Annotated in this window: 16 protein-coding genes and 3 pseudogenes; 13 read left to right on the top strand and 6 right to left on the bottom strand. The window is 56.7% G+C overall.

Features of this window, described 5'->3' with window-relative positions; all coding sequences use genetic code 11:
• Positions 1-55: 55 nt before the first annotated feature.
• Entirely contained in the window at positions 56-1126 is a 1071-nt protein-coding gene (locus MK6180000_RS18680; protein ID WP_138936103.1) for a serine hydrolase domain-containing protein, read from the bottom strand.
• A 418-nt stretch (positions 1127-1544) separates the two neighbouring features.
• Here MK6180000_RS18680 and MK6180000_RS18670 point away from each other — a divergent pair.
• Positions 1545-1865, top strand: a pseudogene (locus MK6180000_RS18670) (IS6 family transposase); the annotation flags it as partial.
• A gap of 103 nt (positions 1866-1968) precedes the next feature.
• On the opposite strand, the gene MK6180000_RS18665 reads toward MK6180000_RS18670, so the two are convergent.
• Entirely contained in the window at positions 1969-2607 is a 639-nt protein-coding gene (locus MK6180000_RS18665) for a TetR/AcrR family transcriptional regulator (protein WP_138936101.1), read from the bottom strand.
• Between the two features lie 180 nt (positions 2608-2787).
• Between MK6180000_RS18665 and MK6180000_RS18660 the strand changes: the two genes are divergently transcribed.
• From MK6180000_RS18660 to MK6180000_RS18610, 11 genes and pseudogenes are all read left to right on the top strand, one after another.
• Positions 2788-4431: an AMP-binding protein gene (locus tag MK6180000_RS18660; RefSeq protein WP_171054691.1), complete on the top strand. Its 1644-nt coding sequence runs from the start codon at positions 2788-2790 to the stop codon at positions 4429-4431.
• Position 4432: 1 nt separating this feature from the next.
• The gene (locus tag MK6180000_RS18655) at positions 4433-4984 is read left to right on the top strand and encodes an OsmC family protein (protein ID WP_138936099.1); all 552 of its coding nucleotides are present in this window, start codon (positions 4433-4435) and stop codon (positions 4982-4984) included.
• A complete protein-coding gene (locus MK6180000_RS18650) occupies positions 4984-5799 on the top strand; it encodes an enoyl-CoA hydratase/isomerase family protein (protein ID WP_138936583.1) in 816 nt (271 codons plus the stop codon). Before MK6180000_RS18655 ends, MK6180000_RS18650 begins: the two co-directional genes overlap by 1 nt.
• A 64-nt stretch (positions 5800-5863) precedes the next feature.
• Positions 5864-6985, top strand: coding sequence for an ABC transporter ATP-binding protein (locus tag MK6180000_RS18645; RefSeq protein WP_138936098.1), 1122 nt, complete (start codon positions 5864-5866; stop codon positions 6983-6985).
• Positions 6985-7920 (top strand): ABC transporter permease, encoded by a 936-nt coding sequence (locus MK6180000_RS18640; protein ID WP_138936097.1) that lies wholly within the window; start codon positions 6985-6987, stop codon positions 7918-7920. The genes MK6180000_RS18645 and MK6180000_RS18640 overlap by 1 nt, the downstream gene beginning before the upstream one ends.
• Positions 7917-8726 (top strand): ABC transporter permease, encoded by an 810-nt coding sequence (locus MK6180000_RS18635; protein ID WP_138936096.1) that lies wholly within the window; start codon positions 7917-7919, stop codon positions 8724-8726. Before MK6180000_RS18640 ends, MK6180000_RS18635 begins: the two co-directional genes overlap by 4 nt.
• Positions 8727-8744: 18 nt before the next feature.
• Positions 8745-9779, top strand: coding sequence for an extracellular solute-binding protein (locus MK6180000_RS18630; protein ID WP_138936095.1), 1035 nt, complete (start codon positions 8745-8747; stop codon positions 9777-9779).
• Positions 9780-9858: 79 nt separating this feature from the next.
• Positions 9859-11223 (top strand): aminotransferase class III-fold pyridoxal phosphate-dependent enzyme, encoded by a 1365-nt coding sequence (locus tag MK6180000_RS18625; RefSeq protein WP_138936094.1) that lies wholly within the window; start codon positions 9859-9861, stop codon positions 11221-11223.
• Positions 11224-11263: 40 nt separating this feature from the next.
• Positions 11264-12262, top strand: a complete 999-nt coding sequence (locus MK6180000_RS18620; protein WP_138936093.1) for an MDR family oxidoreductase — start codon at positions 11264-11266, stop codon at positions 12260-12262.
• Positions 12263-12351: 89 nt separating this feature from the next.
• Positions 12352-12540, top strand: a pseudogene (locus tag MK6180000_RS20775) (IS6 family transposase); the annotation flags it as partial.
• A 393-nt stretch (positions 12541-12933) separates the two neighbouring features.
• Positions 12934-13692, top strand: coding sequence for a beta-keto acid cleavage family enzyme (locus tag MK6180000_RS18610; RefSeq protein ID WP_425466855.1), 759 nt, complete (start codon positions 12934-12936; stop codon positions 13690-13692).
• Positions 13693-14090: 398 nt separating this feature from the next.
• On the opposite strand, the gene MK6180000_RS21075 is transcribed toward MK6180000_RS18610, so the two are convergent.
• From MK6180000_RS21075 to MK6180000_RS21070, 4 genes are all read right to left on the bottom strand, one after another.
• A complete protein-coding gene (locus MK6180000_RS21075) occupies positions 14091-14720 on the bottom strand; it encodes a hypothetical protein (protein WP_425466854.1) in 630 nt (209 codons plus the stop codon).
• Between the two features lie 78 nt (positions 14721-14798).
• A complete protein-coding gene (locus MK6180000_RS18595) occupies positions 14799-15518 on the bottom strand; it encodes an iron-containing alcohol dehydrogenase (protein WP_212751928.1) in 720 nt (239 codons plus the stop codon).
• A gap of 115 nt (positions 15519-15633) precedes the next feature.
• Positions 15634-16485, bottom strand: a complete 852-nt coding sequence (locus MK6180000_RS18590; RefSeq protein ID WP_425466853.1) for an IS3 family transposase — start codon at positions 16483-16485, stop codon at positions 15634-15636.
• Positions 16486-16517: 32 nt separating this feature from the next.
• A complete protein-coding gene (locus MK6180000_RS21070; RefSeq protein ID WP_425466852.1) occupies positions 16518-16796 on the bottom strand; it encodes a transposase in 279 nt (92 codons plus the stop codon).
• Between the two features lie 41 nt (positions 16797-16837).
• Between MK6180000_RS21070 and MK6180000_RS21065 the strand changes: the two are divergent.
• Positions 16838-17523: pseudogene (locus MK6180000_RS21065) on the top strand (LysR substrate-binding domain-containing protein).
• The last annotated feature ends 1050 nt before the right edge of the window (positions 17524-18573 follow it).

Raw genomic sequence — 18573 nt, 5'->3', positions numbered from 1 at the left:
CCGCCTACCGTCATATTTTGATCGGCGAGATTGCGCGCGTTTTGCCCACGTTTTTTCATCGGATCGCGCGCATCAGGGCCTCAAGGAATTCTTGGGCATGGGCGGGGTCGAGCCACCTCATGACTGCCACGATATCGTCATCGGGGCTAATCCATAGGCAATGCCCTCCCGCCCCCAGAGCGCTGAACGATGTCGACGGCAGTTTGGGGTTTGCATCCTGCCCCCTGTTTAGCCACCAAAGGAATCCGTACCTGTCTAGCGTTGGTGTCGGCTCGCGCGATATCTGCATCCAGTTTTCCGGCAGGATCTGGGCGCCGCCCCATGCACCGTTCTGTTTAATGAACAGACCAAATTTTGCATGATCGTTGGCACTGATGAACAGCCCCCCGCCCCAGTGCCCTCCACCGGTGACCGACTGGACCCGCTGGCCATCGATGTCGACCCATGAGGTCGAATAGCCTTCCCAGGTCCAGCCCTTCGAGGCACCGATGGGGTCCATGATCCGCTCGCGCAGAACCTCGGGCAATGGCTTGCCGAACCGGCACAACAGGGCAAAGGCCAGGGCATTCACGCGCACGTCATTATATTCGTAATAGCTGCCCGGCGCGCCAACGTTCCGCAGCTGGCCCTTGCGACTGTTATCGGCGCCCACGCCTATCTGGCGATAGTGATCGACCTGATCGTCCTTGCCAAAGATCTCGCCCCGCCACTCACTGTTCATTTGAAGCATGTGTCGCCACGTAATTGTGGAATTATGGGGGCTTGAGAAATGCGGCCCCTTCACCGTATCACCGACCGGCACGTCCAGATCAGCAATCAAACCATCCTTCACGGCCAGTCCGGCAAGAACGGAAAGATAGCTTTTCGCAATGGAAAACGTCATGTCGGTGCGGTTGGTGTCGCCCCATTCGGCTATCCGCTCGCTGCCGTGCAGGATGACGCCTGCGGGTCCGCCGCGCTCTGCGACGGGGCCTACGATCTCGGTCCAGGGACCGCTCTCGGCCCACTCGACATTCCCCACATACGCGCCGCCAGGGTAGAACATACTTCGGGGCCACTTAGTCTCATGGTTCAGGGCAAGATCGACGACAGTCTGAAGGGCGGGCGTTGCGGCAAAGGAATTCATGACTGGGGCTTTCTGGTGTTGACTATACTGGCAGGCTGGCTTGCCCAGACAATGTCCCTTGGGCTGCGGTGCGGTCGCCTTTCTTGCGATTGTGCGAAGTGAAGTAACGGTTGCGGGATGATATCATCGAAGGAAACAAGAAGGGCGGGGACCGGATGTTTGAGCGGGACTTGTGCGAGATCTTCGGGCTGTTCCGAACACCGATACGCGTGGCGGAGAAACGGAGATAAATAACATCATTGGTATATTGAAGAGGATCCAGAACGCAAAGATGATATAATTCATCGACCGTAAATTGCCTCATTGCCGCCGACTTCAAAGACATACTCATGATGTCCAACAGGTTATGCTGATCGAATGGGATACATTATCGGCCAGATCTCACATGACAACTCGCTGAGTTTAACCTTGAGCTCAAGCTCATTACTATCAGCCAACCGTGAGGCCACTTCGCAGCTACATCAAGCCGGTTAAAACACTAGCTCCCGACGCTGATCACCGCACCCGCGAAGGCTTCAACAACGCGATCGAAGTGTCGCACAGGCCGGCCCGCGAGCGGGAGAAGATATTCGGCCGGTTCAAGTCTCACCGGCAGGCCCAGAGATTTCTGTCTGCGCAGCACCAGATCAACCTGATCTTCCTTCCCCGCCGCTACCAACTCAACGCAACCTCATTTCGCCCCGCCCGAAACGACGCGTTCATCCTCTGGGTCGAATACACCGTTGAAATGGCGAATTGATCCAGCCTTTGCCGACACACAATTTGGCAATACCTGATCATGGTGTCGCCGTAGTAGGGCACCTTACAGTCGTTTTGACCGCGTGCGCCGTCGGGCAAGCGCATCATTGCGCAATGCGCTCGAACCCTGCGGCGATAAACGGGATCAGGAAACGGTAGTACGCGTCATAATCACCAGCGCGCGAGGTGCCGTCAGTCAACAGCTCAATGCGTCTGTCGTCTGAGACCGAACTGTAAAGCGTCGCCAGCAGAAACTGGAATCCGCGCACCGCGCCGTCCTGTGTGAGGCCCGGCAGTGCCATCCGAAAGCTCTTGAGGAATTCGATCGCCACCTCGTTAAAACCAGCGGCCAAAGTATTGGCTGAATTCTCGCGCCAAACGACCCTTGCCAGCAGGAGGGTATAGTTGTGCCAGCCCTCGTCGCCCCCCCTTACCTTATCAAAGAATGGATCGACATAGGCGCGAATCAACGGCTCAATCGCGACGTTCTCGGGGCCGACGAGGCGGGTGTAGTTCGTCAATAAGCTGTGCCGCTCGCGTGACAGCACGTTGGATCGCCGCAGGATGCAAGCGTGAAACAGAGCCTCTTTGGTGGTGAAGTGATAGACTATCTGGCCAACGTTCGCGCCAGCATCCTTTGCAAGCGCCGAAAGCGTGACCGCGCCGTAACCCTTCTTGCTAAACAGTTTTTCGGCGGAATCGAGCAGCCTGTCAGGTGTGTCCACGTTGTAAGTTTGAGGCATTATAAATCCGATGAAGTAAGTAAAATGTGTTATCGGTTTTTACTACATAAAAACGATATTGCATATTAAAAAGAGAGAGATTTACAGTAATGGCATAGCGGCAAAGGGGGTCCGGTTTGTGTTAGCGCTGAAATGTCATACCGTCGTTCGCGCGCTTGGCGTCTGGCCGAGAAGCAGCACATGATGATGACCTCCCCCTCCGTCGACGCCAATTTCGTGCCGCTGTCGCCGCTATCCTTCCTCAGGTTTGCCGCGCGCACTTATCCCGAACGCATTGCTTGGGTTTACGGCGGCCGGCGTACGACCTATCGCGCTTTTGCCGAGCGATGCAGCCGACTGGCAACGGTGCTAGAAGGGCTGGGGGTAAAGGCGGGCGATACGGTTTCGATCATTGCGCCTAATGTTCCTGCAATGCTTGAGGCGCATTTTGCAGTGCCGATGCTGGGGGCGGTGCTGAACGCAATTAACACGCGGCAGGATGCCTCTCATCTGGAGTTTATCTTTTGCGCGGCCCGGCCCGCCGTCGTGATCGCTGATGTTGAATACGCAGACATGGCGCATGCGGCGCTGCTGGCTGCCGGGCATCATTGCCCGATGATCCACGCCGCCGACAAAGCCGCCGGCGTCACAACTGGCGCGACGGGTTTGGATTACGAAGAGGCGCTTGCCAGCGCCGTCCCTGCATCGCATCCGGCGCGGCCACTGGCAGAGACGGATCCATTGGTTCTGAATTATACCTCCGGCACGTCCGGCGCACCCAAGGGTGTGCTGCATTCGCACCGCGCGGCGTATCTTAATTCTTTGGGTATCGCGTTGCTTTGGAATATTCCAACCTGGCCGGTCTTCCTGTGGGTTGTGCCGCTGTTTCACTGCAACGGATGGTGCATGTCGTGGGCCATTACTGCGCGGGCGGGCACGCACATATTGCAGCGCAAGGTGGACGCGGCGCGTATTCTTGACACCATCGAGACGGAAGGCGTCACGCATCTTGCCTGCGCGCCGACGGTTCTGGGAATGCTGCTAGCCGATCCGGCGTCGAGCGGGCGAAACCTGACGCGCATCGTCGAGGTGGCGACAGGCGGCGCGCCGCCTAGCAGGCCGTGGATCACGCGGATGGGGCAGCTCGGCTTCAACATCACGCAGCTTTATGGAATGACGGAAACGCTAAGCAATTCGATCTACTCGGCTCCTACCGAAGACTTCGAGACGCAAGGTGTTGATGCGCGCGTGGCGCATCTCAGCCGTCAGGGTGTCCCGCAACTGGCCGTCGAAGAAGTGTGCCTGCAGGACCAAAAGACTGGCGCGATCCTGCCCCATGACGGAGCGAGCATCGGCGAGGTCTGCATCCGTTCAAACACGGTGATGAGCGGGTATTTCAACGATCCTGTCGCGACCGATGCCGCGTTTCGGGACGGCTGGCTGCACACGGGCGATTTGGGCGTGCTCCATCCGGACGGCTATCTGGAGATTTTGGACCGAGCGAAGGACATCATCATTTCCGGCGGCGAAAACATTTCATCCGTCGAGGTTGAGAGGGTCCTCGCACACCACGACATGATCGAGGAGGCCGCCGTCGTGCCAATGCCTGATGACAAATGGGGCGAGGTGCCATGCGCCTTTGTTCGCCTAAAGGCTGCCTGTGGCGCGCTGGACGCAGCCACGCTTGATGATTGGTGCCGCGAGCGGTTGCCGGGTTTCAAGCGGCCCAAACGATACGAGTTCGTCGAGAGTTTTCCCTATTCAGGAACTGGCAAAGTGCAAAAGACCGCGCTGCGCGACATGGCCCGCCTAGCGGCCAATAATCACAACCAAAAAGGAGACTAAAATGCTGAATGATGTAAACGTCGAGGGCCTCTTTGAGGCGCGTGATGCCATTGAGGCGGACCCAGCCAAGGGTATTGCGGAGTATGGCGTTAGCCTGACTTGGGACAAGGGCGTGCGCGCCACGGTCAATACCCTGCCTATGCACCTTGGCGGCGAACGGATTGAACGTAACTTTACGTGGGTGGTGGACGAGCCGCCGCAGCTATTGGGCGAGTCTACTGGACCGACGCCGCAGGAATATCTGATGTCCGGTGTAGGTGCCTGCATCATGGTGGGCTTTGTGGTGAACACATCCGTCAAGAAGGTCGCGCTACGTTCGCTCAAGGTGACGATGACCGGCAGTCTGGATCTGGCCGGTTTCATGAACATTCGCGACGATGCCGAGGTCAAGATGAAGGGCCTCGATTATCATATCGAGGTGGATGCCGACGCTGACGATGCTCTTCTGGCCGAGATCGAGCAGGCAGCTGTGCAATTCAGCCCCAACGCGATGACCGTGGCCCATGGCGTGCCGGTAGGCGGACGCGTCACGCGCAGGGCGGAGGCGGCATGATGAGCGAAGTTAAATCCGAGATCAGGGACAATATCGGCTGGATTACACTGAACCGCCCGAAAAAGATCAACGCACTTTCAGGCGAAGTCGTGGGCGCCGCGCGCGAGGCAGTCGAGGCATTTGAGCGTGACGATGATGTCCGGGTGATCGTTCTGACTGGCGCGAATGGCAATTTCTCGGTCGGCTACGACATCGCCCAAGAGGTCGAGATGGGTATTTCTCGCCCCGAGGATTGGCACGCCGCATTAACCAACAATGTCGGTCTAAGCATGGCTGTCTGGGGCTGCAAGAAGCCCGTGATTGGCGCCGTAGATGGCTGGTGTCTGGCCGGTGCCTGCGAGTTGGCAATGGCCTGCGACATGATCGTGGCAACCGATCGCGCCAAGTTTGGCGAGCCTGAAATACGCTTTGGGTCGGGTCCGGTCACGTTGCTTATGCCGTTCATCGTGGGCCAGAAAAAGACGATGGAACTGCTACTGACCGGCGACACAATTGATGCGGTCGAGGCCGAACGCATCGGGATGATCAACAAGGTCGTCGCGCCTGAGGATCTGGACGAAACAGTGCAGAAACTGGCGTCAAAGATCGCACTGACGCCGCTGGTAACGCTGCGGCTGACCAAGACCGCGCTGAACCGCGCCTACGAGGCGATGGGGCTGCGTAACGCCGTCAACGTTAACCTCGATCTCGCTGCCACGCTGAATGCCGCCGAGGCACCAGAAAAAACCCAGTTTGTCGAACTGGTGCGCAGCGAGGGCCTGCGAAAGGCGCTGGATTATCGCGACAAAAGGTATGGCGCGTTGACGGACGAGTGAAAAACCGCGTGTCGGCGCTGGTCGTGCCGACATGCCGCAAAGGCATGGAGAAGGGAGCAAGAGAATGATCGGTCAGGCAACAGCCAGAACGCGCAATGATGCCGCCGAATTAGGCGCCGTCCATGCGCGAGATGTCGTTAAACGCTACGGCAATTTCACCGCGCTGCAGAAAATCTCGCTCACCATCAGACATAACGAATTTTTTACGCTGCTTGGCCCCTCGGGCTGCGGCAAGACGACCCTCCTACGCATGATCGCGGGATTCGAGAGCGTTACCGAGGGCGAAATCCTGCTCTACGGCGAAGAGATTAAATCGCTGCCAGCGCATAAACGACCGGTCAATACGGTGTTTCAGAACTATGCGCTCTTTCCGCACATGACGATCCTGCAGAACATTATGTTCGGTCTAGAGATGCGAGGCATGTCGAAATCCGCCGCCCGCACCAAAGCCGGCGAGATGCTGGAGCTGGTTCATCTAAGCCAGTTTGCCGCGCGCAAGCCATCGCAATTGTCAGGCGGCCAGCAACAACGTGTGGCACTGGCCCGCGCATTGGCACCTGAGCCGAAGGTGCTGCTACTTGATGAGCCTCTTTCGGCGCTGGACCTTAAACTGCGGCAAGCCATGCGTGCCGAGCTGAAGGATTTGCAGCAGCAGACCGGCGTGACCTTTATCTTTGTTACCCACGATCAGGACGAGGCGCTGACAATGTCTGACCGTATCGCCGTGATGTCGGCGGGCGAGCTTCAGCAGCTTGGCACCCCTCGCGAGATTTATGAACAGCCGCTCAATCGGTTCGTCGCCGATTTCATTGGTGAGACGAACCTTCTGTCCGCTACCGTCGAAGAGGTGAATGGCAAAACCGCCCGATGCCGCCTTGAGGGCGGGCACATGGTAGATTGTCCGGCCATCAAGGGAGCGGCGAAAGGCGCAAAGGCGCATATTTCGGTCCGCCCCGAGCGGATATCGTTGACAGCGGGCGCTTCATCCGATGGCGGCCTAAAGGCGACAATGCGCGACACGGTCTATTCTGGCTCGAATTTCGAGTGCTCCGTGCAGCTGGAAAACGGTCCGATCATACGGGTGATGACACCTAATTCCGGCCTCGGGCTAAAATCTGTTTTTCAGCCCGGCGCCCCCGTCCAAGTGCATCTGGAGGCAGGCGGTACGCGTCTGTTGGCTGACTGATGGCGGGCGGTGCGGCACCGGGCGGCGGCGTCAAGGCCGACGTCTATCGTAGCGCGCGGCGCTGGCTGCTCCTGCCGTCATGGCTGGTATTGACCGTAGTGGTAGTCGCGCCGCTCTGCATCATGTTGGTCTACTCCTTCCTGACCAAGGAATTCCGCGGCGGCGTCGAATGGAGTTTCTCGCTGGAGGCCTACGACCAATTCTTCTTCAACCGTGGTCTTTTCGGAGACGAGCCAGCCAGCATAGAATGGACCTATATCGGCATCTATGGCCGCTCGATCCTGCAAGCCAGCATTGCGATGATCATCAGCCTGCTGATCGGATTTCCCACCGCGTATTACATTGCCACGCGGGCGCCTCATGTCCGCGCAACTTGGGTGTTCCTGATCACGATCCCATATTGGGTCAATCTGCTGATCCGGACCGTTTCGATGAAGTTCCTTCTGCGCGACGAGGGACCACTTAACGCATTCCTGCTCTGGACCGGTGTGATCGACGATCCGCTCAAGATCGTGAACACCAACATCGCCGTACAACTAGGTCTTTTCTACAGCTACCTGCCGTTCATGGTGCTGCCGATCTATGCGGCGATCGAGCAATATGATCACCGTCTGTCAGAGGCGGCAGCCGATCTTTATGCCAGCCGATGGACCACGCTGCGCCGGATAATTCTGCCTGCCGTGCGCCCGGGTGTGATCGCGGGCTGTATCCTCGTTTTCATCCCCTCGCTGGGATCGTTTCTGGCGCCGGACCTTCTGGGAGGGGCGCGCAATTACATGATCGGCTCGCTTATTGAGGACCAGTTCAAGGGGCAAGCAGGCAATTGGCCCTTCGGTGCGGCAGCGTCGATGATCCTGCTCAGCATGGTTCTGCTGGTGCTGATCGTAGTCGCGCGCCGCCAAACCAAAAACAACAAGGCGGAGGTGAAGTCATGAGGGGCTCCAAAACCGACGTGCGCCGCTATCCCGGCTTTCTCCCCATCACGATCATTTGCCTTGTTGTGCTCTATGCACCGCTGATCATCGTTGCGATCTATTCGTTCAACTCGTCCGTTTCGATCACCCGGTGGGACGGCTTCAGCCTGCATTGGTATGGTGAGGTGTTCACAGGACCGAACTCGGACAAGCTCAAGGCGGCTGCCTGGAATTCGGTAAGCATTGCGCTGATTGCGGCGACGACGGCCACGGTGATCTCGTTCTCGGCCGCGATGGCCGTCATTCGCAGTGGCGAGTATCGCACCCGCCGCCTGTCGCTAGGGCTGGTCACGCTGCCGCTGATGGTGCCCGAAATTGTGACTGCCGTCGCGACGCTGATCTTCTTTAACTCGATCGGCTTTACACGCGGCTACATGACCATCCTGATCGCGCATATCGCGTTCTGCATCCCCTTCGCCTACATGCCGATCGCCGCGCGGATGCAGGGCGTCGACGAAAGTTACGAGATGGCAGCGATGGATCTCTACGCCTCGCGCTTTCAGGCGTTCCGCAGGATCCTGTTGCCGCTGATGTTGCCGGGGGTCGTGTCGGGCTTCCTGTTGGCGTTCATCATCTCGATGGACGACTTCCTCATCACACAGTTTGTGAAGGGCGCGGGTATCGAGACCTTGCCGACGGCCATCTTTGGCGCGGTCAAGCAGGGGATCAAGCCGGACATCATGGCAATTTCGACGATGCTGCTGGCGCTGTCGATGGTCATCGTCTCGCTATCGTTCATCGCAGCAAAATTCGACAACACCAAATAATCAACAGGGAGTAAGAAAATGAAACTGCATATCAGCACATTGATCGCCGCGGCCATCGCCGCCGGGCTGGGCACCTCAGTCGCCGCGCAGGAGAAGGTCGTTCTCTACCATTGGTTCGAATACATCCCGCAGGATTTGCTGGATAAGTTTACCGCCGAGACAGGCATCGATGTCGTGATGGACACCTACGACTCCAACGAGGCGCTGCTCGCCTCGCTCAAGGCTGGGGCAATCGGTGAATACGACATCGCGTTCCCGGGCGACTACATGGTCGAGATCATGTCCAATCAGGACCTTGTGGGCGAGTTTTCGTCTGATGAGCTGTCGAACTTCGACAACATTCAGGATCAATGGCTCAACGTCGAATTTGATCCGGGGCGCAAGCACTCGATTCCCTATCAGTGGGGTACGACCAGCTTCACCGTCAATCGTGACGTCTATCAGGGCGATATAAACTCGCTCGCTATTTTGTTCGACGCGCCTGATGAGTTGAAGGGCAAGATCAACATGCTGGACGCGCAGAACGACGTCCTTGCACTAGCATCGATCTATCTGGACATCCCGCAATGCACGCAGGATCGCGACCAGTTGAAATCGCTGAATGCCCTGCTGCAGGAAGCCAAGGGTGACTGGGTTTCAATGAACTCGGACACAACCAAAGACATTCTTGTGTCCGGAGATGTCGCCGCCAGCATGATCTGGAATGGGTTTGGCGCGCGCGCCCGGATGGAAGGGGCGAACATTGAATATGCCTTCCCCAAGGAAGGATACATCGTCTGGATGGATAACGGCGTGCTGCTTAAGGACGCACCGAACCGCGCAAATGCACTCAAGTTCCTAGACTTCCTCCTTGTGCCCGAGAACATCGCCGCCGTCAGCAACTACGCCCGCTACGACGCCGGCGTCAAAGGCGCCAAGGATGAGATGGAAGACAGCCTGCGCACTCAGCCAGAGATGAACGCGCCTGAGGACGGAAATGGCGTTTTCGTCAAGGTCTGCGATGCCGAAACGCAAGCGGTCTACGACCAGATTTGGACCAACGTTAAGAAGTGAACTGCGCCTTTGTCCGGGTGGCCATCAGGATCCGCCCGGACGCATGCACAACACCCCCCGTGATTGAGGAGATGACCCAATGACCAAAACGGCAACACTCGACGATCTGCACGCAATGGACGCGCATCTGATCCATTCCTTTGCGGATTTGCACGCGCTGAAACAGGATGGCGGCAAGACCTTCATTAACCGGGCCAAGGGCGCTTATGTCTACGACCACGAAGGCCGCGAGCTGATGGACGGTATCGGCGGGCTATGGTGCGTCAATGTCGGTCATGGTCGGGACGAAATCATTGACGCCATTGCGGACCAATTGCGCGAACTGGACTTCTATTCGACGTTCTACAATCTCAGCCACCCTGCGGCTGCGCAACTGGCCGCAAAGATTGCATCGCTAGCGCCGGGCAGCCTGAACCGTGTCTACTTCTCAAATTCTGGGTCGGTCGCGAACGACACCGCCATCCGTATCCTTCATCACTATTACAATCGACTGGGCCAGCCGGAAAAAAAGATGATCCTGTCGCGTATCGGTGCCTATCACGGCTCGACCCACATGGCGATTGCGATGACGACACCGGGCTTTCGCGAGAACTGGAATAGCGCCGATGATCTCGTGCATCACATGGCCTCGCCCAGTTTCTACCGCGAGGGCGGTGAGATGACTGAGGCCGAATTCCTCGACCATCTGTTGGATGATATGCGCAGCAGCATCCAGCGCATCGGGGCAGAAAACATTGCGTGCTTCATTGCCGAGCCGATCATGGGCGCGGGCGGCGTGATCGTCCCGCCCGAAGGTTATCAGAAGGCAACTGCCGAAATCTGCCGTGAGAACGACATTAAGTATATTTCGGACGAGGTGGTGACGGCCTTTGGGCGACTTGGCCATATGTTTGCGTCAAAGGACGTCTTTGGCGTGCAGCCTGACATCATCACCACCGCCAAAGGTATGACCTCGGGGTATCAGCCGATGGCCGCGACGATTATCTCGGACGAGATTTATGACGTTATCTCGGGCGAGAATAACATGTTCCTGCACGGCATGACTTATTCGGGCCACCCTGCCTGCGCTGCGGCAGCACTCGCAAACATCCGCATTCTGGAAGAGGAAAACATCTTCGACCATGTGAAGATTGAGGGCAAACGCTTTGAGCGTAAGTTAAAGGAGCTGGGCGATCTGGATATTGTTGGAGAGGTGCGTGGCAGCCATTTCATGATCGGAATGGAGTTCGTCAAAGACAAAGAAACGAAGGAAATGTTCAGCAACGAGACAGATATCGGAAAACGCGTCGCGCGCGAGGCGCAAAAGCGTGGGCTGATCGTGCGCCCGCTTGGTGGGATGGCCGTAATGTCGCCGCCCCTCATCCTGAGCGCGGAGCAGATCGATACATTCGTAGATGTACTTCGCGATAGTATCGTCGCCGCCGGCGATGGTGTGCACGCATGATCAGACGGCGCTCTGACAGCAATCTAAAGGGAGACGCAACATGTCATTCAACGCACTGATCGTGACCAAAGACGAGGGCAGCGGCAAGACAAGCGCCGCAGTCACCCAGATTTCCGAGAGCGATCTGCCGAATGGCGACGTGACGGTCGCGGTCGAATATTCCGGCCTGAACTACAAGGACGGCCTCTGCATTGGGCCGGGCGCGGGGTTGGTGCGTAAGTATCCGCATGTTCCGGGCATCGACTTTGCCGGGACGGTCGAGGCATCGGATGACGCGCGCTACAAGCCGGGCGACAAGGTGGTTCTGACCGGCTGGCGCGTGGGCGAGGCGCATTGGGGCGGCTATGCGCAAAAGGCGCGGGTCAAGGCGGACTGGCTGGTGCCACTGCCGGACGGTCTGGATACGCGGCAGGCGATGGCGGTGGGCACGGCCGGAATTACCGCGATGCTGGCGATCATGGCGCTGGAGGATGCGGGGCTAAAGCCGGGCGCGGACCCTGTTCTGGTCACGGGCGCGGCGGGCGGTGTGGGCAGCGTGGCGGTCGCGATCCTTGCGCAGTTGGGCTACAAGGTGGCCGCTGTCACAGGGCGGCCTGAAACCAGCGATTACCTGAAGGGGCTGGGTGCGACCCAGATCGTGCCGCGCGAGGATTTGAGCGAGGTGACCAAGAAGCCGCTGGAGGCAGAGCAGTGGTCTGGCTGCATCGACGCGGTGGCCGGGGCGATGCTGGGCCGCGTGCTGAAGCAGATGAAGTATGGCGCGTCTGTTGCGGCCATAGGGCTTGCCGGAGGCGCGCCGATCGAGGGGGCGCTGATCACACCGTTTATCCTGCGGGGCGTGAACCTTTTGGGCATCGACTCGGTCATGCAACCCTATGCACGGCGCGTCGAGGCGTGGAAGCGGATCGCCAGCGATCTGCCGATGGAGAAGCTGGAGGCGATTGTGCAATCCGCCACATTGAGCGATCTGCCAGCGCTGGGCCGCGACATCCTAAAAGGCCAAGTAAAAGGCAGGGTTGTGGTGGATGTGAACGGCTGAAATTTAGGCCCCGTTTGGTGATGTATCTGGGGGGCTTTGTCAGATGAAACCGTCTTGAAGCGGGCAAGGCGGTTTCGTAGCCATTCTGGATGACAAACCACTCCCCATTTCGGCCCTTCAAAACCAGCCCTGACATCATCCGCCGCGCGGTGATGACATATGTCCGTTTTCCGCTTTCGCTTAGAAATGTGGAGGACCTCCTCGACGAACGCGGCATCGATATCAGCCACGAAACGGTGCGGTTCTGTTGGAACAGATTTGGCCCGATGTTTGCTGCCGTTCAGACCTCTGTCTGCAACCATTTCAACCAAGAGCGCAGCTTCTACAGCCGGGCGAATTTCAAGCTGAACCGTGACGCCGCTCTTGCCGAGTGGCGCGACCTTTTTGCAGCATAACAGATTGCCGATACTGAAAAACTGAGACGAGGTCGCATCCATCTGACACCACCGGTTCGAGGTCAAATCCGACCCTGTTCCAATCATGCAAGGCTTGGCATCATAAGAACGGAGATTACATAACATGATGAGCGGCAATCCGATCTCGACCAAGCCTCTGATTATTGAGGCGCGAGTGAACGAATATATGATGCGTGGGGACAATTCAAATGTGCCCTACCTCCTGCTGAAATTGCCGCTGCAGCCACGCGCGCGCGAGAGGCTGGAGCCGCCATCGTGCATTTTCATGTGCGCGGCTTGGATGGTGCGCCCGCACATGACATCGCCCTTTATGCCGAGACCATTCGTCTGATCCGCGCTCAATCTGATGTTTTGGTAAATCCTACGCTCGGTCAGGTCAGTGTCCAAGGCGACGCCGTGCAGCGAACCAAACATATTTCCAGGCTTGTCGATATGGGTTTGAGGCCCGATTTCGTGCCGGTCGATACCGGCTCAACTAACATCGATAGGTTTGCGGGAGCCACTGAAGGCTTCGTAACTCAAGACAACGTATATGCCAACTCGGTCGAGACTCTCCTGGAGTTCATCGCTACGTTCCGAACCTTGGGTGTCCGACCGCAATTCATTAGTTGGCCAATCGCCTTCACGCGCCTCTTCGATGCTTTGGCCGAGATGCACGAGGGTGATGATGTCCCTTTCTTACTCTTCGAGTTGACGGATCATGGCATGTTGGGTGGCCATCCAGGGACGGCGTGCGGGCTTCTTGCGCATCAGGATTTCTTGCCGCGAAGGGCCGTGGAATGGTCAGTATGTAACAAGATCGGAAATCTGACCGCCCCGGCCGCCATTGCGATCGAAATGGGTGGACATGTTTCGATTGGCTTGGGGGACTACCTCTATCCTGAACTTGGGCAACCCACGAATGCCGATCTTATTTATCACGTTGCAGGACTTGCTAAGGCAATGGGCCGGCCAGTCGCGACACCGAGTCAAACAAGCGAGCTTCTCAAGTTGCCAGTTATTCAGGATTTGTGAGCCGAACGGTACATAGTTGTCAGCCCGGAAGCGGTCCGATTGTGGGTTAATCGCTTTGAACTGCATTTCGCAGATTGCATCCGGCAAGATCGTCCACGGCCGAATGACAGATGGCTCCTCGATGCAGTTGTGATCTCAATCCGCGCCAAGGAACATTAGCTGTGGCGGGACGTGTGGATACCGGAGTAAGTAAGGACCACCTGTTATGAAAAATGACCGTCTCGGGGAATTATTTTTGATTATTTCGAATGTGCAACGGAATACCGGTCTCTGCCTAAAGTTTCTCAAAACACTCAGCAATGCGAATGAGAATTAAGGTCCGTTTCGGGGTGGGACTGCTCATTCGACGTGTATCCAACTAAGGTCAGCTTTGGGCCATGAGTGAGCTTTTGGCGTATTCACTTTACTTGCATTGCTTCAACGCGGCAGCTGCAGCCCCAAAGCCCAATTGGTTGTTGTGTTTCCGTTCGCCGTTCGCCGTCCAACTGCACGGTTTTTCGCGTTTCATAAGGCGTGACAACAGCTCGTAAATATGGTGTCTTAATGCGTGTTTCTTTTGTTGAGGGCCATAGGCAGTATGTGGAAGCATCCTTCTCAAGAACCAAAGAAGTCGGTGAGGCAACGTTGCAACCGTTGTCACGCAACTGGCCAAATCCCTTGTGAGTTTTGCGGCGCCAAGGGTGAGATCGTATTGGGACGCGACAAAAACGGAACTCCGAGACACGCTCAGTGCAGTTCATGTTATGGGCGCATAACGATGCGATGCAGAAACTGCGGCGGCGAAGGTTACCGTTAACTCCTTGCGAACACAGCGATGATCTCATTTTGTTTTTTCCTGTGAACTCCGCCGACTCCAGCATTCGCTTCCACCGAAACGCCCGCGCCAACGCCTTAATGAGCGTGTCGTCCATCTTGCGCTGGTCGGAGACTCCATCCGGCAGTTGCATTTCCTTGCGCCCGCGGCGCTTCACGAAGCGAAATGGGATGTGCCCGGTCACGGTGTCGGGTACTGCCTTCGCGCGGGTCATGCCGCTGCCCCGAGATTAGTCCTCATTTGGCGCGCCAGCCCGGTCAGACCGTCAATGCGGAGGCGAACATTCAGGCCATCAGAGCGGATCGGGGCGGATCAGCGCATCACGGGCGTCGGCTTCGGCGATCTCGAACGCGCGGCGCGCGTGTTCGGCCTTGCCCGCCGGGACGGTGCCCACGACCTTATCGGTGTAGGGGTAGAGCACCTCGATGACATCATCGATAAAGACAATTTCGCCAACGATGCGCATTCCCTCGTGGCGTTGCTCGATCTTGGTCATGGGCTGGCCCCTTACTGCGCGGCGGCGGTTTGGGTGCGCCAGCGAATGTTTGTGCTTATTCGCCTCGTCCCACACAGTAGCCCAACTGGTAACTTCGCTACCGGTCCCAGCGGTGGTCGGAATTGCGATGATCGGAATGAAGGTGAGGGCATCGCCACCTTTTTTTGTCTCAAGATAGGCGCGAACGCGTGCAAAATCCCCCTCTGCGATGGCAACGACTTTGGCAGAATCTATGACCGAGCCCCCACCCAGCGCGACGATCACTTTTGGTGCTTTAGAAAGAGTTGCGAACCGGGCGCACTGGTCTGTCAACAAGGAGTAGTCTGGGTTGGGGGCAATATCATTAATCGTCAGAACTGGCGCACCAACTGCAGCGGTTAGCCTAACCGTCAGCGCTACGAATGGTGGCTCGGAATAGGTTACTAAGGCATACCGACGGCCTGCGATAAGTGAGTGCAACTGATCGAACGCGCCGGAACCAAATTTGATGTTCACGGGATTATTATAGGTCCACATCGGTGCTCTCCGGATCGCAGGTCAGCTAATTTCAAGCGAGCATGAAACGCTCTCCGGTATCAATCAAATTTATTAATTCTATGGTGTGCCCCCATCGGGTGGTCCAGTTTAAATGTTAATGCATGGTCGGTCTCTGGTCTATCGGTACGATGCTTTTTGGTGCCGGTGGACGATAATCCAAGGCGCTGTGTGGCCTGACTGTGTTGTAGTGCCGGCGCCATCTTTCGATCAGGATCTGAGCCTCGCGCAACGTGAAGAAGACCTCCCCGTTCAGCAGCTCGTCGCGGAAGCGGGAGTTGAAGCTCTCGCAGTATCCGTTTTCCCATGGTGAGCCTGGCGCGATGAAAGCGGTTTTCGCGCCAACTGCCCCGATCCAGGCACGCACTTTTTTTGCGATAAATTCCGCGCCATTATCCGATCTGATATATTCTGGCGGCCCTCTCAGGATAAACAGATCGGTCAAGGCGTCGACCACGTCTGTTGAATTGAGCTTACGTTTAACCCTGATCACAAGCGCCTCCTTCGTGAACTCATCGATGATATTCAGTGTGCGGTAGACCCGCCCATCGTGTGTGCGATCTTGGACGAAGTCATACGACCAAACGTGGTTTGGGCGCTCAGGCCGCAGCCTCACGCAAGATCCGTCGTTCAGCCAGAGCCGCCCCTTCTTGGGTTGTTTTGTGGAACTTTCAGCCCTTCGCGCCGCCAAATTCGCTCTACGCGCTTGTGATTCACATGCCATCCGCTGTTGTTCAACATCCCGGTGATCATGCGGTACCCCCTCTCGGCGATGCGAGCATCGCCTGCCGGGCAGCGCATAGCGTCCGAACTCTTCCGTCAGTGCAATGATGTCCTCGGTTAGCCGCGCTTCGTCCGGCAAGCCGCAAGGTTCCTTGCGCTGTGTCGAACGATGCTGCCCGAGTGTGCGGCAGACCCGGCGCTCAGATACGCCAAGGGTCTGCCGCACATGATCAATGCACCGACGGCGGCGGGAAGGGCTTAGAAGTTTCCCCGTGCGGCCTCAGTCAAGATCATCTTGTCCAGTGTCAGATCCGACACCGCACGCCTGAGCCGAGTATTCTCTGTTTCCAGCTCTTTAAGCCGCTTGAGCTGATTGCGGTTCATGCCGCCATATTCTTTGCGCCATCGATAATAAGTCTGAACCGTCACACCGATCTGACGCACCGCTTCCGCCGTCGACCGCCCTTGCCCTTGCAGCACTTCAACTTGCCGTAGCTTCAGCACAATATCTTCGGGCTTCTCTCGTTTGCCAGCCATCTCGTCGTCCTCCTGAAAACGGGATAATTCTATCCCAAAAGGTGGACCACTTCAGTGGGGGCATTCCACACCTCTTTCAGATCGAGGAAGAAGCCTCCGATTTGCTGAACTCGTTCAAGGGATTACATTCAGGATCGCTGCGTATAGCTGCCATCGGGCCGCTCCATGCCACTGACATCATCGTCGCTTATAAACTGGAATACCCAAATATCGACATCACCGTACAATTTGGCAACTCAAAGCGCAGCTTCGAGCGTTTACTAGCCTACGAGGTCGACGTCGCACTGATCGCAGAGGTCGCCACGGACGCCCGCGTCACAACGATTCCCTACAGCACGCATGCCGTTGTGGTGTTCGTTAATGCCGACCATCCATTTTACGAACGTGACAGTATTTTCATCGCAGAATTGCAAGGCAAAGGGTTATCCAGCGGGAACGGGGATCGACCACACGCATGGCGATTGAAACGGCACTGACCGGCGCCAACATCACAGTAATGCCTATTCTTGATCTAAGCAGTCGAGAAGGCATTTGGAAGGCGGTAGAGCAAGGATTAGGAATTGGGTTTGTGGCAGATTTTGAGTTTGTACCACACCAGAATTTAAGAGCCATCCCTATCATAGTTGCCGACATTCGGACCCGATATTTTCTGGCATTTCTCAGGGAACGCGCAGAATCGCGGGTTATCAATTCGTTTCAGGATGTTGCAGTCGCGCTGAGAACGTGATGACAAAAGTCCGAGGGAATTCGCGCTTTGACATGCTGTTCCGTTTCATTAGCGCTTAGATGATCGTCTGCTTAAACACGCCCGTAAACCGAATTTTGCTACCCGAAGAGGTAGGCAGTGGCACGTGTGGAGTGTTCGGAGGCTATTCGCCGAGGTTGGAGTGACAGGCAGGGCTGTGGGCGGCGTGGTGGTTGCCACCGCCCTCGCTATCCTGATGTTCCTGCTGTTGATCCACCGCGCCTGTGAGCGCACGGGCGGATCGCTAAGCGCCTTGAAGCTAGAGATAAGACCATCAAAGTTCAGCGCTGGATGTTACAGGCGGCGGCTCGAAGTCCTCGTGATAAGAATGAGCTGGTGGACTGCCTGCGCGACGGCGGGTTTTCAAACGGGTCCCTTGGCAGCATGTCCGCCAGTTGGGGAGCACTACTGGACGTTTCAGGCATTGGCGGCTGAGGAGCGGACCCTGCTGCCAGAGGGGTAGCGGTTGTCGAGATGATGGGCGATTACGCATTGATGAGGGTGCAGGTTGTTTGCTCCGACATTCGCTTCCGAAGTTTAATGCTGAAGTGCAGAGCACATGCACGTCAGATACCAATGGCAATGACAAGTCGATCGGGTTTTCGTAAACGTCAAAGGCGAGCGCTAAGATATGTGGCGAGCGCGTGATCACGAAAAAGAGGGTGGATGAAAGTATGCGGTGTGGATTTCAGTCGCGTTTAGATCAGGTGGAATTCGAACCGGTAGTTCATCATAGAAAAATAAAAAAAATAAGTGGTATAGAAGGTTAGGCGCGGACCGCGTTCCCTCCGCCACTTACCCTCAAGAAACTGTTTTCCCTTTCCGATTGAGGAGAATTTTCTTCGTTATATTCGAAGGTTACGCAGATTTGTTTAAGCACCGCCCATGCTAGGAATCGTGTAAATTGGTTCTCTCTGGGCCGGTATTCTCTGTAGCTGGTGGCTGCGCCATCTTGGTGTTCAGATTGAAAGATGCTGCTTTAGGATGACTTATTTGAAATCCAATTAGTAACTTCGGTTTTAGTCTCTTCCG

Origin of the sequence: Roseovarius arcticus (genome assembly GCF_006125015.1) — a bacterium.
In the GTDB taxonomy this organism is placed as follows: domain Bacteria; phylum Pseudomonadota; class Alphaproteobacteria; order Rhodobacterales; family Rhodobacteraceae; genus Roseovarius; species Roseovarius arcticus.
Note: the sequence above shows the minus strand (reverse complement) of the source record. Positions and strands in the feature narration are given on the sequence as shown.

What these genes read in the sequence shown, in the direction of transcription:
- MK6180000_RS18680 (WP_138936103.1), bottom strand. Translation starts at nt 1,126, where the DNA reads ATGAATTCCTTTGCCGCAACGCCCGCCCTTCAGACTGTCGTCGATCTT.
- MK6180000_RS18665 (WP_138936101.1), bottom strand. Translation starts at nt 2,607, where the DNA reads ATGCCTCAAACTTACAACGTGGACACACCTGACAGGCTGCTCGATTCC.
- MK6180000_RS18660 (WP_171054691.1), top strand. Translation starts at nt 2,788, where the DNA reads ATGATGATGACCTCCCCCTCCGTCGACGCCAATTTCGTGCCGCTGTCG.
- MK6180000_RS18655 (WP_138936099.1), top strand. Translation starts at nt 4,433, where the DNA reads ATGCTGAATGATGTAAACGTCGAGGGCCTCTTTGAGGCGCGTGATGCC.
- MK6180000_RS18650 (WP_138936583.1), top strand. Translation starts at nt 4,984, where the DNA reads ATGAGCGAAGTTAAATCCGAGATCAGGGACAATATCGGCTGGATTACA.
- MK6180000_RS18645 (WP_138936098.1), top strand. Translation starts at nt 5,864, where the DNA reads ATGATCGGTCAGGCAACAGCCAGAACGCGCAATGATGCCGCCGAATTA.
- MK6180000_RS18640 (WP_138936097.1), top strand. Translation starts at nt 6,985, where the DNA reads ATGGCGGGCGGTGCGGCACCGGGCGGCGGCGTCAAGGCCGACGTCTAT.
- MK6180000_RS18635 (WP_138936096.1), top strand. Translation starts at nt 7,917, where the DNA reads ATGAGGGGCTCCAAAACCGACGTGCGCCGCTATCCCGGCTTTCTCCCC.
- MK6180000_RS18630 (WP_138936095.1), top strand. Translation starts at nt 8,745, where the DNA reads ATGAAACTGCATATCAGCACATTGATCGCCGCGGCCATCGCCGCCGGG.
- MK6180000_RS18625 (WP_138936094.1), top strand. Translation starts at nt 9,859, where the DNA reads ATGACCAAAACGGCAACACTCGACGATCTGCACGCAATGGACGCGCAT.
- MK6180000_RS18620 (WP_138936093.1), top strand. Translation starts at nt 11,264, where the DNA reads ATGTCATTCAACGCACTGATCGTGACCAAAGACGAGGGCAGCGGCAAG.
- MK6180000_RS21075 (WP_425466854.1), bottom strand. Translation starts at nt 14,720, where the DNA reads ATGACCCGCGCGAAGGCAGTACCCGACACCGTGACCGGGCACATCCCA.
- MK6180000_RS18595 (WP_212751928.1), bottom strand. Translation starts at nt 15,518, where the DNA reads ATGTGGACCTATAATAATCCCGTGAACATCAAATTTGGTTCCGGCGCG.
- MK6180000_RS21070 (WP_425466852.1), bottom strand. Translation starts at nt 16,796, where the DNA reads ATGGCTGGCAAACGAGAGAAGCCCGAAGATATTGTGCTGAAGCTACGG.